The organism is Acinetobacter sp. WCHAc060033 (assembly GCF_004209125.1).
Lineage (GTDB): Bacteria > Pseudomonadota > Gammaproteobacteria > Pseudomonadales > Moraxellaceae > Acinetobacter > Acinetobacter wuhouensis.
Genome location: NZ_SGSW01000009.1, coordinates 103,189 through 116,370 on the forward strand (window position 1 = coordinate 103,189; position 13,182 = coordinate 116,370).

The following is a 13,182-nucleotide window of genomic DNA, read 5'->3' on the forward strand; positions in this document are numbered from 1 at the left end:
GTAATTTCCATTGATTCAGCAGAGGTGAGTGAGGTTCAATTTTTCCCATCATATTTATATTATTCAATGTAATAGTTTTCCTTTTATTTGTGTCTTTAGCTTATTTAAATATAGACAGTGTTAATCAGCTCAAGACACCGAGTGGAACGACGGAGGAATTCGTTCGATGTTTGGGTTGAATGGTTAAGTCATTAGTTTGATTTGTCTTAAGCATTATTTTTTTGGGTCAATTCTTTTTAGTTGATGATCCTATAGTTCAAAGAATCAACACTAAAATGTCAAATGGATAAAGCACTACGGTGAGTGCTTTATTTTAAAATCCTCAAATTTTACACGGTTCAGTTTTTAAAAAATAAATACCTATAGCAAGTCCAAGCAATGCAGAGATGATGGAACCAATCAGAACCCCGAGTTTTGAAGCATCCATTAAAATAGGGTCTAGTTGAAATGCTAGTGTTGCAGTGAAAATAGACATGGTAAAACCAATACCTGCGAGGCAGCTGACCAACAGTAACCATCTATAATTAAACGTCGCTGGAAACTGCGCAATACCGATACGGACACAAAGCCAAGTGATCAGAAAAATTCCGAGTGGTTTGCCTAAAATTAGGGCTATGGAAATCCCTGTAATGACGGAGTAAACACCTGTATAATCAAAATTGATTTGGGTCAAGTTAACACCAGCATTGGCTAGAGCAAATAACGGCATAATTAGAAATGCAACCCAAGGTGAAAAAGCATAGCTGACACGGTTGACGGGGCTGTGTAATTCACGGTTTGCCAGTTGTAATTTTTTAGAAGATTCTACGCAGTCCTGTTGTTTTTTGATTTGCTCATAAGCCGCTTTTATTCCGTTAAATCCATGTTGGCTAGACGGACGAACAGCAACAGGGGTTAACAGTCCGAGGATTACACCAGCAAGTGATGGATGTACACCTGTGATGTATAATCCATACCAGATTAGGCAAGCAGGAACAGCATAGGGTAGCATGGAAAAAATGCCCATACGTTGCATGATAAAGACCAGTAATAATCCCATGACAACAAAAATTGCACCAGTAGCATTCAGACCTGAAGAATAGAATAGCGCAATAATAAGTACTGCGATAATGTCATCAATAATGGCGAGAGTGAGCAGAAAAATTCGAGCAGAAGCAGGAATTCTTTTACCCAATAAAGCGAGGATGCCTACTGCAAAGGCAATGTCGGTGGCGGTTGGAATCGCCCAACCTTGATGTGCCTGACCAGCAGATAAACTAATACTCAGATAAATCAGCGCAGGAACAATAACACCACCGCAGGCTGCGATGACAGGTAGATAGGCAGATTTTAGATCAGCCAAAGTACCATCATGAATTTCTTTGCGTACCTCAACCCCTACAGCTAGGAAAAACAGAGTCATCAGCACATCATTAATAATAAAATGTAGGTCTGTTTTTATTTCAATAGAACCTAAGCTAAAAGCGATTTGGGTGTGTAAGAAAGCTGCATAACTGTCAGCATATTGTGAATTTGCCCATACTAGGGCAATTGCAGTAAATAACAATAAAATTGCACCACCAATGGCTTCTATGCCGCGAATCAGTTGATAATACTGCATTCCTCTTTCAGTGATTTTTTGCAGAGGATGTATTTTGTATGATGAATTCTGAATCATTTCGGATTCCTTCCCTGAATTGCGCGCGAATTTAAATAAACCGTGAAATCCACTGTCTGACGTCATCAAAACTGCTGAAATCGTCAATACTCCGAACTTGTACTTCTGGCATTACGGTACCAATCATTTTACTTAAGGCATTGCCTGGACCAATTTCGAGAACGATGTCTGGCTGATATTCCTTAAGTGTTTCCAAGCAACGGTACCAATCTAGTGGGTGATCAATTTGCTGAGACAAAATAGGCAAAGCTTGAGTATAAGAAAAATATTTTTGTCCCTCACTGGCACTAATCACAGGAAGTTCCATGCGACCTATGGGCAATTGATGACAATAATTGGAGAACTGTTCAGCGGCATTTTTTAAAAATGAAGTATGAGAAGGTACAGAAACTTTCAGTCTATTGACCTGCTGTGCCCCTTGTTCATTGGCCGCTTGAATTAATTGATCTATGCGTTGGACAGGGCCTGCGACAATATAGTGTGTTTCATTTAATCGGATGGAAATTTCTGTCTTTGTTCTTTCCAACAGGGGTAATAATTGATTTCGGTTTAGCCCTTGTATGGCAGCCATGCCACAGCGGGTATTCGTTTGTTGGCTCATCAGTTTAGCTCTGATAGAGATCAACTCGAAAGCCTGAGCAAATGGTAGAGATGAGCTACAACAGAATGCGCTGGCTTCACCCAATGAATAACCTGCAAGAAATTCAGGTTGTGGTAAGTACTCACGAATCTGTTGCCATCTTAAATATTGCAATGCAAAAATAAGGGGTTGTGCAATCGTGTTTTCAAAAATAGCTTCCTGCTCAGTTTTTGTTTGCTCAAGTTGTGTAGACTCAAGCTGATTCATGAGCGACTTTAGCTGTGTAGTTAAGCCGTATTGTGAAGCTTGATCTTGAATTTCATGAAGGTGCTGGACAGATTGCAGACCCTGTCCACTAAAAATCACGGCAAAGTTCATGTTCCACCTTATGAAAAAATAGGGTAATCCCGAGTAGGTCTGCACTGCCACCAGGACTCAGGCGATGCTCAGTAAAATAATAATTGATTTGTTTGAGTTTATTTTCCCAATCGGCCTGAAGAACGCCACCATCTTTCAGAAATTGTTGAGTCATTTCCTGAACAATAAACAAAGCACTCATGCCTCCCCGCCAAACAATATTGGTATCGGGCAATTGGCTGATGAGAGTCAGTAAGGTTTGAACAGATGCCTTGTTGTGACAACCTGTTGTTACGAGAGTAGATTGAAAGCAGGGTAGAGCAAGCTGCTTAATAATTTGGAAGCCATGTGCCACCTGTTCAATCGCACCTGAAATGCCATATTTTTTACGCATTTGTTGGCCATGGCTGTTAGGATTTCTGCTCAGGTTTTGTAGCAGATCTTCTTGCCAGTTGAGCATAATCTGCTGGCAGATATTTTCAGCATTCAAAGGGAGATTTTGTCTGAAACACTGCCCTAGACCAGCACTTGCGAAGCCCAGATTAAAAATTGCACCTTTATGCGTGTTAACTTGATCGGTTGCTCGCATCATGCGTTGTTCACACTGGATGCCTGCTTGTTGTAAGGATTGAAAAGGTTGTTGATGAAAACCATATTCAAACAGTGTTGCATAATATCCTTGCATAGCATGGATGCTGGTCTCGAATAGGGCATAGTCCATATCATCATGACTACCTTGGCTCGATGGGCAGACTAGACCTGGTTTAAGCTCAAGACTCACTTCTTCATGTAGTGCCGATAGTGCAAGTTGGTCGATATGTGCCGCTAGGCCGTGAACAAGTTGCTGACGTTCAGGCTGGGCAAGTGCGATATTGCTGTAATTCATATAGGTTCCCTCCTAGTATTTCAGCAATTTTTTGCAAACGAATTTCGTATAATTCTTTAACAATCAAAGTATCTTGTTGGTGATTCAAGGCGAAAATCAGTTCATTGAATGAAAAATTTTGCGCAGTAGGTAGTGCAATTTCTCCATCAATGGTGATAGAAATCTGTATTTTCAGTTGTTCGATTGCCTGAATAATTTGCGGAAGTTTATTCATCTCATTCACTTCAATTAGTAGATCTAGATCAGACTGAGCATGAACAAAATTTTCTTTATACAAATATTGGTTGGCATAAGAACCGTAAACCTGTACAGAACAGGACATTTGTTCCATCTTTTGTATAAATGCCTGTAACAATGCCTGCGTTTGCGTGTCTAGGTTTTCAGCAATCACAGAAAGCAAAGGTGGTTTATGACTCTGTACTGGCACAGTATCCAGTGCCAAAGCAACACGATATTTTCGCCCATCTATGAAACAACTGACCGCCACTTTGAAATAGTCTACAGATTCCTGACGGCATACGGTAAATGGTATATTTTGCTCAATCATCTGGTGTATTTTCTGTTGTATAGACACAGCAAGAGATGTATCGAGAAACCTAAATGTCTCATTTGCTTGTAGATAAATCAGATGGTGGCGGTTCATATCACGACCTCTCTAAGCTGAAAGTACAGCCTGTACGATATCGTTGCACAAATGGCGACCTTGCCTTTGCTGGGCAAGAGTGCCTCGGTCATCATTTAGATATTGATCAATCTGAGTCTGTTGCTGCTGGATTGCATCGGGTACTAAATTTTCATCTAATGTATGCCAAATGGCAGAAATAGCGCCCATTTTGTAGAAGTTTTCTACACCTGGTGCAAAAATAGCAGAGCTTTGAGACAGTTCTTTCAAGCGTTCAACTGGAATTTTAGTTACGCGCGACATCGCATTTAAATCCATGACCTTGACCTGACTTTGTTCTAGGGCAAAGACTTGGTTGGACATCAGACCATAAGACAAGAAGCCTCCACTGACAGCTTCTCCCAAAATTATGGCAAGGTTAGGATGCTGTTTTCTGCGCAGTAAATCCACGCAACTTGCCAGATGAGCAAAGGTTCTGTTCAGACACAATAGTTCATCAGAGCGAGATAAAGCCTGCCCTTGTGTATCTACAATAAAAACCACAGGTGTCTGCGCATCTTCAGCAATAATATTAAGTACTTCAGATGCAATTTGCATCGCGATTTGTTGATTGATCGGTGCAGAATTTACAGTACCTACAATGCGAACTTTACCTACAGCAGTTTGCGCTGAACCACAGATAAAATGTCCCTGAATGTCATAGTTCAGATCATGTGGAAACAGCTGTTTCAGAATCATTTCAGTTTCCATATTAAACTCCTTGTTTAATCTGAGTCACTTCGGCTGCACTGAGCATTGGAATCTGTTCAGCATGTTCAATATTCATGCCTTTCCAAATTTCTAGACCATCTTTTTGACCGAACCAGCGTGTGTATTGTTCCTCAAGAGATTGCTGCTTTTGCAACAGTGTTTCGAGGTTCAGTATGTCTGAATCCTTTTTTTGACTTGTTTCTGAGAGTGCATGGATAATGCCATCTCTGATGTCATCGGTATCATCTTCAGTTAGCTGTTGTACATGATTGAGTAGATAACGATGTTTGCCACCCGTCACTCGCCATACCAATGCACGGTCTTTGGAGTCAAACTCTTCTACACCTTTGACGGTTTCAATGACTTCAGGTCCAGAAAGTGCAAGACGACCTTCTTCAGACATGATGATATGACTGCTTAGACACGCGCTGATGCCCATGCCACCAAATGCGCCACAAGTGCCACCAATGACAGTGATGATAGGGATGCCCGCATTTCTGACTTTAAGCATTGCCCGCATAATTTCAGAAATGGCAATCAACCCCGCATTGGCTTCGTGTAGGCGTACACCACCAGAATCGACAAGGAAGATAACCGCAGATGACTGGTCTTGAATGGCTTTTAGCAATAAGCCAACCACTTTAGCGCCGTGAATCTCACCCACAGCACCACCCATAAACTGACCTTCTTGGGCAATAATATGTACAGGTGAGCTTTGGATACGAGCTGTACCAATAATCACGCCATCATCAAAACTGCCAGGAATATCAAGTGCTTTTAAATTAGGGCTGAGTTCAACAGTTCCAGGTTTAAGGAACTCGGTGAAACTGCCTTGATCCACGATACTGTTGATTCGGTTGCGTGCTGTTTTTTCATAAAAACTTTTTTTAATCATCTTATGCATGTTCGCCATCCTTCAGCATTGCAACAGCCTGACTTAAACGTAAACTGACCACAGCAGGTGTTGCACCCATATCATTCAGCTGAAATTTCAGACCACCCACTGCATGTCGATTACAAAACTCTGTCAGCACTGCATGCCATACTGTTTGAAATCCAGTCGCAGACGTATTGACTGAAATTTCACAGGTCTGATGGTCTTGCAATGGGCTGACCAATACTTCCAAATTACCTGAACCAACTACACCACAAATCATATTGTGTTCAGCCTGCGCTGCGTGTGTGGAGGAAAGTTTAAAATTTAATAGTTCCATATTATTTGCTCCATCATCACCAATTTCTAAAACGACTTGGTGGGGAATACATACCTTCAGACCATTTCACCAAATCTTTAATAGACTGAGCTGCAAGTAGGTCACGTGTTGCTTTGGATGGGTCAATGCCAAGATCTTCAGGACGTTGAATGATTCCTCTTTCACGGAGTTCTTCAACTTTTTGATGATCACGCTTCATCCCTACAGGGGTGTAACCTGCTACACCGCGAATGGCTTGTTCACGTTCTTCTGCTGTACGACAAAGCAGTAAATTGGCAATGCCTTCTTCAGTGACAATGTGTGTGACATCTTCGCCGTAAATCATAATCGGTGGAAAATCACTACCCATTTTATCTTGGAGTTGCCATGCATCTAGATCTTCAACAAAGACAGGGTGCATATGTTCACGATAAGTTTCTACCAGCTGTACGACAAGTTTTCGACCTTTAATGGCTTTGCCATCTACAGCCTCTTTACCCGCTTTGCTATAAGCATAACTAGAATGGCGACGTCCATGTGGATCAGACCCCATGTTCGGTGCGCCACCAAAACCAGCTATACGATCAACGGTGGCCGTTGAGCTATTACCTTGCAAATCAATTTGTAGCGTAGAGCCAATAAATAAGTCACAGGCGTATAGTCCAGCAGCTTGAGAAAAGGCTCGGTTGGAACGCATACTTCCATCTGCACCAGTAAAGAAAATATCTGAACGGTTACGGATGTATTCCTCCATGCCGACTTCAGAGCCAAAACTGTGAATGGATTCTACAAAACCACTTTCGATAGCAGGAATCAGGGTTGGATGTGGATTCAGTGCCCAATTTGTACAAATTTTCCCTTTTAAATTTAAATCATTAGCAAAAGTTGGTAATAATAGCTCGATAGCTGCTGTATCAAAGCCGATACCGTGATTCAGACGCTGAATTTGATAGGGTGCATAGATACCTTTAATGACCATCATTGCCATTAAAATTTGCACTTCGGTAATTTGTGCAGGGTCACGGGTAAATAATGGTTCAATATAGTTTTGTTTAGGACTAATAATAAAGAAGTCAACCCAGTCGGAAGGAATATCTACGCGAGGTACGTGATCAACTAGTTCATTGACCTGCGCAATAACAATGCCACTCTTAAATGCGGTTGCTTCCACAATGGCTGGGGTATCTTCGGTGTTGGCACCTGTATATAGATTGCCTTGAGCATCTGCCGAATGTGCGGTAATCAGGCAGACATTCGGTGTTAGATCAATAAAGTAACGACCATATAATTCCAGATAGGTATGGATCGAACCAATCGAAATTTTCTGTTGCTGTACCAGTTGAGCTAAGCGCAGACTTTGTGGTCCTGCAAAAGAAAAATCAACTTTAGAAGCAATCCCTTTTTCAAATACATCGAGATGACTAGGTAGTGCCAATACAGATTGCAAAATATGCAGATTATTCAATATTTCAGGGTTGCACTGACTTAGAGTTTTGGATAAGAAATCAGCTTGTTTCTGGTTGTTGCCTTCTTGACAAACTTTGTCACCACAGGAGATGACCGTTTCAAGCAATTCAACTGCACGTGAATGAGCAACTTGTTTTTCAAATCCCTTTTGGCTTGCTTGTTCAAGTTTCTGTAAACGTTTGGATTTTTGACTGTTCCATATCCGCTTGTTGATCATATTATTCATTTCATCACCTGATGTTTAACCAAAAATTGCATTGACTGTCAGGAAAAATATAGACGGGCCGAGTAAGCAACCTAAGCCTGTATAGAATGTCGCAACCAATGCGCCATAAGGGACAAGGCGAACATCTGTACCTGCAAGACCAGCAGCTGTACCACTGGTTGTACCAGCCATACCACCAAAAATCATGGCTGAACGAGGGCTTTTTAGGTACATGAATTTAGCGAGGAGAGGAGTACCTACCATGAAGAAAACGGATTTGATTAGTCCAATCGCAATAGAGAGCGCAATGACTTCTGAACTTGCTCCAATTGCTGTGCCTGTAATTGGGCCAACAATATAAGTCATGGCACCAGCACCAATTGTAGTCATCGAAATTGGATCTTTGTAACCCATCATCCAAGCAACGCCAGCACCCGCAACAAACGGGATGATACAACCCAATGCAAGAGCGATCATGCCTACCTTGCCTGCTTTTTTTACTTCTTTTACATCGACTTCAAATGCTGTGGAAGCAATAGCTAAGTCACGTAACATCGCGCCACCTAACAGGGCGAATCCTGAAAAAATGGCAATATCTGAAACACCTTTAGAACCTTCTGTATATACACCTGCAAAATAGGCAATCACCAGACCGAGGGTAATGGCTATCGCAGAGCTTTGAAGTTTCCCACCAGTCAAATATTTTGACAGCAGATGGGAAATAAACATCATCAGCCCTGTTACTGCGAGTGCTGTGACCAGTGCATTTTTGGTCAGAACCTGAATTAGTACGTCCATACAATAACTCCCTGAATTCCTTTATATGTGAGGAGTGCGAGGCTTAAGCTTCAGCCGGTTGATTTGTTTGTTCAGAAGGCCACTCATAACTGTGATAGTCATTGCTTAGTTTATTTAGCCAGCGAATAACCAATACTGTTGCAACTAGAGAAATAACGGCAACGATCACGCCAACCATGCCACCAGACATTGCTGCGACAACATTTTGTCCAGCGGACATTGCAACTACGATTGGGATATACATGCCTGACCAATACAACACACCAAATTGAGTGACCTGAGGCAGATACCCTTTTTTTGCCAACAGTTCCTTACTGGCAATCAATAGAATCATGGCGATAGCAACCCCACCAACATTGGCTTTTACACCGAGTAAGATTCCAAGCGTATTTCCTAGATAGTCACCTAGCAGATGACAGATTGCGAGTAATGCTGTTCCGTAAATAATCATCTTGATCCTCCATGGACTGAGATTTAGTAGTAATAAACATCCTTATATTTTGTTATAGTTATATCTGGAATGTATTCAAATAACAATACGTTTGTACTCAAAAAGCAAAATATTGTATACAAAATGGTGTGAAATGAATTTAATCAAAGACTTACCTTTATCCATGCAAGTGAGTAAAAAAATAGAGGATGATATTATCTTTGGACACTTTTTACCGGGAACTAAACTCGATGAAGCTGAGCTATGTGAACGCTATGGAGCATCAAGAACTCCTATTCGTGAGGCTTTAAAGCTGTTAGCTGCTGAGGGGCTTGTGGAAATTCGACCACGACGGGGCGCTATCGTACCTGCAGTGAACCCGATGACATTGTGTGAAATGTTTGAAGTGATGGCTGAGTTAGAAGGGATGTGTGGACGACTTGCAGCTAGACGGATACAAGAAAATGAAAAAAGTAAGCTTTTGGAGTTACACAAACGTTGTGCTGAATATCTAGAGTCGGGTGATTCTGAAAACTATTATGAAATGAATCGGCAGTTCCATTTCCAAATCTATGCTGCAAGTCATAATAGCTTTTTGATTGAGCAGGCGGGAAGTTTGCATAAAAGGTTACATCCATATCGTCGCTTGCAGCTTCGAGTTAGCAACCGTATGAGCAATTCTTTTACTGAACATGAAGGTATTGTCGAAGCAATTATCAATGGTAATGAAGTTGAGGCTGAACGTCTATTGCGTGAACATGTTGTGATACAAGGGCAAAAATTTACTGATTTAATTGCGACGATCAATACTTATGGAAAATGAGTTGAGTGTGTCGAGTGATTGCAAAAGTAACGAGACACATTGCTTTTCGATATTTTAGGTGAATGATGGTAAAAGCACTTAAATCTTGGCAAGCTTGCGTAAGATCGATGATGCTAAATTATATTCAATTTGACTGATTGGCTGAAATTTGTGGTTATTTAGCATAGTTTATTGTGATTAGGCATATTTTGGTCACTAAAAATACAGCACATTAAAATTTGATCATGAATTTTTGTGAAGGTTTTTTTAACTTATCAGAGAAATATCTATTAAATCAACAATAAAAAAGCCCCAATCTTTCGATCAGGGCTTTTTGAATTTGGAGCGGGAAAGGAGACTCGAACTCCCGACCCCAACCTTGGCAATGTTCACAGACATAAAATACACTAAATAACATAATAGATATTCTAATAAACCCTATATATAACAGTTATATAAGTTTTTTATTTTGTGTGGTGTAATTTAAGGTGGGGTATTTTGATTTTTGGTCACTAATTTAAATGTAGTAATCAACAATAATAACCAACATATATCTTATCTTTTTAAAGGTATTTTACTATGTGGTAAATCATTGATTGGTAGTGGGAGCAGTTCAATTGGATCCGCAGCTTTCTCCTAGCTCTTTAAGATCCAAGATGCGATGATAACAATAGATGCCATGAATGGCATCATAAGAAGAATGGATGAGCTGTATAACCGCTTATCTTCAATAGTCCTACCTAGCTTTGTTGCATAAAGAATTTAAAGAGGTTTTGTTGCACAAACCTATCACTAAAGGCTTATTCTAAAATATAATTTTGAGATGAATAAGCCTACACCTAAAATCTACCGTACAACGAATTGGTCCACATATAACCGAGCCCTCATTAATCGAGAAAATATTGCCATTTGGTTTGACCCCAAAACACAATGGTACGCTCAACCAAAAAGCAAATATGGACGCAATCAAACCTATTCTGATGTAGCTATCCAATGCTGTTTAATGATTAAATCCATATTTCGTCTTTCTCTACGCATGGTCACAGGCTTTGTTCAAAGTCTAATTAAGCCGAGTGGCTTAGATTGGACTTCACCAGACTATTCGACACTGTGTAAAAGACAAAAGCATATCGATATATCGATTAACTATCAAAAAAGTAATGATGGACTACATTTATTCGTAGATTCAACTGGCATGAAATTTTTAGGTGAAGGTGAATGGAAGCGTAAGAAACATCAGCCTGAATACCGTCGTCATTGGCGTAAACTACATATTTGTATAGATGCTGAAACCCTTCAAATACGTGCAGTACAACTCACCACAAATAATGTCAGTGACTCACAAGTACTCGGTGATTTACTGGATCAAATTCCACCAAATGAACAAATAGATTCAGTCTATACCGATGGGGCGTATGACACAAAGTGCTGCAGACAAGTGATTTCAGATCGACAAGCACATGCCGTGATTCCACCAAGAAAGAATGCAAAGCCATGGAAAGATCAGAAATTGAGATCTATAGAGCGGAATGAGTTATTAAAAACAGTTAAGTGTCTAGGAAGAGCCCTTTGGAAAAAGTGGTCTGGTTATCATAGGCGAAGTTTGGTCGAAACTAAGATGCATTGCATCAAATTATTAGGCGATAAACTCTGCTCAAGGAATTTTGACAGCCAAGTGAATGAGATCCATGCACGCGTAGCTGTATTAAATAAATTTACAGAATTAGGCAGACCTCATACCCAAGTTGTAACTTAAATTTTAGCAAATTAGGAAACTTTACCTTCAAAGGCTTTATGCAACAAAGCCCTTTTGATATGTAAATATTATGGGAATGGTTTTAATTTCTAATTAAGATAAATTACTACACAGCTTACCAACGATGCTATCTGAACAAACTCCCCTATTTTTATAATCTATTTTATTAGCTTAAACGGTGGGGTAGTGTTAAATAAATTGTAAATTACATATATATTAACTACAAATGTGCAATAATTATGAGGAAGAGTGAATTTTATTACATTAATGATAGAGGCTTATGTTAATTATTAATGTGTTGCGGAGAGTTGTTAATGTATAAGGTTTTATTGCTTTTAGTTTTAATATGTATGGGGGGAACTGCTTGTGTATCAAATTATAGGCATCCCTCGGAGTTACGTTTTCAAGAAAAAAATACAAAGAATAATCAAATAATAAGTTTAAAAAGAGATGGGGTCTTATGTGCTGGTGATACAGAAGGAAATCAAAATTGCCCAATTGAATTTTATATCGATAGTATTAAAGCTGGAAATTTTTATATAAATAACTCGGCTCAATATTCATTAAAACCTGAGACGTATAATTTCAAAGTAAAAAACTGCACTGAAGCATCATGCCAGAGTTGTGATATTGACTTGAACGTAGGGCAGTTAGCGAGCAATGAATTAGTCCTATCTGTCAAAGCTGATGGTAAGCCTTTTATTTCCAATAATGGCCAGCCATTAAGTTGCGAGGTAAAACCACAGGTTGTTGCACAGGAGCATACAATTCGAGTGGATCTAGCAGCAGATACTTTATTTAAATTTGATGGTTCTTCTTTGAATGATTTATTACCAAAAGGCCGTCAAGAAGTACTAGACGTTGCATCGCAAATTCGCAACAACTTTGTTTCAGTGAGTCAAATTAAGTTAGTTGGCCATACAGATCGTTTGGGAAGTGATAGTTATAACAATCAATTGGGCCAAAACCGTGCAGATACGGTGCGTAACCTATTGATTCAAAATGGTGTGGTAGGGAATGTGATTTCGACAGCAAGTGCAGGCAAGCGTCAACCAGTGACTAATAGTTGTTTTGATGAAAAACAGTAGTCAGTTTGCCGCGAGAAGCATTACATGCATGTTTGCAGCCAGATCGCCGAGTAACGGTTGAAATTACAGGCTTATCTAAGTAATTAACATTTAAATCTAAGAATTATTTAATTTATCTATTGGGTGTGTGATGAGTAATTTTATAGTAATTGAAAAAGACTCTCTAAATAAAGTCAGTGTCAATGCTGAATGTATTGTTTTGTCTGAATCAAGTATTGTTCATACAAAAATGAATCGTGATGATGTTGCGGAATTCATTCGTGATGGAAATAATTTAATTTTAAAGCTCAAAAATGGAGAAGTTATTGTTATTGAGAACTTCTTTGTTGTAGATGCGGAAGGGGTTACATCAGATTTAGTTTTTGAAGAAGATGGTTGTGTTCTTTATTGGTTTGATGGTCTTTCTGGTTTTAAAGAAATTTCAGGATTAGAAGCATTATTACCAACAGTTGAGGGTAGTAAGCTTGTTGGATTGTTACCTTGGTTGGTGGGCGCGGGTGTTGTTGGTGGCATTATTGTTGGACAAGATGGTAATGATAAAAATATTCAGAAAGATACTATTAAACCTTTTGCACCGAGTGTGAGCTTAAC

Annotated in this window: 14 protein-coding genes and 1 pseudogene; 4 read left to right on the forward strand and 11 right to left on the reverse strand. The window is 39.7% G+C overall.

The window, feature by feature from the left end; all coding sequences use genetic code 11:
* Positions 1–322 precede the first annotated feature (322 nt).
* From nhaA to madL, 10 genes are read right to left on the reverse strand one after another with little or no spacing between them, the layout of a single operon-like run.
* Entirely contained in the window at positions 323–1,657 is a 1,335-nt protein-coding gene (gene nhaA, locus EXE10_RS05790) for a Na+/H+ antiporter NhaA (RefSeq protein ID WP_165382989.1), read from the reverse strand.
* Positions 1,658–1,688: 31 nt separating this feature from the next.
* Complete coding sequence (gene mdcH, locus EXE10_RS05795; RefSeq protein ID WP_130112679.1) at positions 1,689–2,615, reverse strand: malonate decarboxylase subunit epsilon; 927 nt, start codon at positions 2,613–2,615, stop codon at positions 1,689–1,691.
* Positions 2,593–3,480, reverse strand: coding sequence for a triphosphoribosyl-dephospho-CoA synthase MdcB (gene mdcB, locus EXE10_RS05800; RefSeq protein WP_130112680.1), 888 nt, complete (start codon positions 3,478–3,480; stop codon positions 2,593–2,595). The genes mdcH and mdcB overlap by 23 nt, the downstream gene beginning before the upstream one ends.
* Positions 3,446–4,123, reverse strand: coding sequence for a malonate decarboxylase holo-[acyl-carrier-protein] synthase (gene mdcG / locus EXE10_RS05805; RefSeq protein WP_130112681.1), 678 nt, complete (start codon positions 4,121–4,123; stop codon positions 3,446–3,448). Before mdcG ends, mdcB begins: the two co-directional genes overlap by 35 nt.
* A gap of 12 nt (positions 4,124–4,135) precedes the next feature.
* Complete coding sequence (gene mdcE / locus EXE10_RS05810) at positions 4,136–4,852, reverse strand: biotin-independent malonate decarboxylase subunit gamma (protein ID WP_130112682.1); 717 nt, start codon at positions 4,850–4,852, stop codon at positions 4,136–4,138.
* A gap of 1 nt (position 4,853) precedes the next feature.
* Positions 4,854–5,756, reverse strand: a complete 903-nt coding sequence (locus tag EXE10_RS05815; protein WP_068975595.1) for a biotin-independent malonate decarboxylase subunit beta — start codon at positions 5,754–5,756, stop codon at positions 4,854–4,856.
* Positions 5,749–6,066, reverse strand: coding sequence for a malonate decarboxylase acyl carrier protein (gene mdcC / locus EXE10_RS05820; RefSeq protein ID WP_068975596.1), 318 nt, complete (start codon positions 6,064–6,066; stop codon positions 5,749–5,751). Before mdcC ends, EXE10_RS05815 begins: the two co-directional genes overlap by 8 nt.
* A gap of 16 nt (positions 6,067–6,082) precedes the next feature.
* Complete coding sequence (gene mdcA, locus EXE10_RS05825; protein ID WP_130112683.1) at positions 6,083–7,738, reverse strand: malonate decarboxylase subunit alpha; 1,656 nt, start codon at positions 7,736–7,738, stop codon at positions 6,083–6,085.
* A 15-nt stretch (positions 7,739–7,753) separates the two neighbouring features.
* Positions 7,754–8,515: a malonate transporter subunit MadM gene (gene madM, locus EXE10_RS05830; RefSeq protein WP_068975598.1), complete on the reverse strand. Its 762-nt coding sequence runs from the start codon at positions 8,513–8,515 to the stop codon at positions 7,754–7,756.
* A 43-nt stretch (positions 8,516–8,558) separates the two neighbouring features.
* Positions 8,559–8,966 carry a malonate transporter subunit MadL gene (madL, locus tag EXE10_RS05835; protein WP_130112684.1) on the reverse strand — a complete coding sequence of 136 codons (408 nt, stop codon included), beginning with the start codon at positions 8,964–8,966 and terminating at the stop codon, positions 8,559–8,561.
* Between the two features lie 133 nt (positions 8,967–9,099).
* Here madL and EXE10_RS05840 point away from each other — a divergent pair, with 133 nt between their 5' ends.
* The gene (locus EXE10_RS05840) at positions 9,100–9,768 is read left to right on the forward strand and encodes a GntR family transcriptional regulator (RefSeq protein ID WP_130112685.1); all 669 of its coding nucleotides are present in this window, start codon (positions 9,100–9,102) and stop codon (positions 9,766–9,768) included.
* 595 nt (positions 9,769–10,363) lie between these two features.
* On the opposite strand, the pseudogene EXE10_RS22130 reads toward EXE10_RS05840, so the two are convergent.
* A pseudogene (locus EXE10_RS22130) lies at positions 10,364–10,491 on the reverse strand (IS3 family transposase); the annotation flags it as partial.
* 79 nt (positions 10,492–10,570) lie between these two features.
* On the opposite strand from EXE10_RS22130, the gene EXE10_RS05845 reads away from it, so the two are divergent.
* The 3 genes from EXE10_RS05845 to EXE10_RS05855 form a co-directional block, all read left to right on the forward strand.
* Positions 10,571–11,503: an IS5 family transposase gene (locus EXE10_RS05845; protein ID WP_130112686.1), complete on the forward strand. Its 933-nt coding sequence runs from the start codon at positions 10,571–10,573 to the stop codon at positions 11,501–11,503.
* A 314-nt stretch (positions 11,504–11,817) separates the two neighbouring features.
* Positions 11,818–12,591: an OmpA family protein gene (locus EXE10_RS05850; protein ID WP_227554840.1), complete on the forward strand. Its 774-nt coding sequence runs from the start codon at positions 11,818–11,820 to the stop codon at positions 12,589–12,591.
* Between the two features lie 130 nt (positions 12,592–12,721).
* Positions 12,722–13,182, forward strand: a 461-nt coding sequence (locus tag EXE10_RS05855; protein ID WP_130112687.1) for a BapA/Bap/LapF family prefix-like domain-containing protein, incomplete at its 3' end; no start/stop codon positions are given.